Origin of the sequence: Burkholderia sp. RS01 (genome assembly GCF_039748055.1) — a bacterium.
Taxonomy (GTDB): Bacteria; Actinomycetota; Actinomycetes; order Actinomycetales; family Micrococcaceae; genus Arthrobacter.
Window position 1 is genome coordinate 1 of record NZ_JBDLAK010000074.1, and the last position, 265, is coordinate 265.

1 protein-coding gene is annotated in these 265 nt (G+C 75.5%); it reads right to left on the reverse strand.

Annotated features, from left to right (window positions below; translation table 11 throughout):
• The coding region (locus ABFP37_RS22585; RefSeq protein ID WP_347035043.1) for a DUF222 domain-containing protein at positions 1–265 on the reverse strand (265 nt) is incomplete at both ends.

The window sequence follows — 265 nt, forward strand, 5'->3', positions numbered from 1 at the left end:
GCGGGAGGCGATGGTGCCGGTGGCGAGGGCGGCGGCGGTTTCTTCGCAGGCCGGGGGCAGGGGCTGGCCGGTGATGCCGGTGCGGGGGAGGACGGCGGAGGCCAGGGCGAGGCGGCGGCGGGCTTCCCCGGCGCCGATCCGCAGCCGGACCCGCAGGAACTCCGCGGTGTTCCGGCACCCGTCATCAGCCGGCGACAACGCCGAAACCCGGCCGTTGCTGGCGGCGGCGCCGAAGGGTGAAGTGGGAACGGCAACAGAGTCTGGA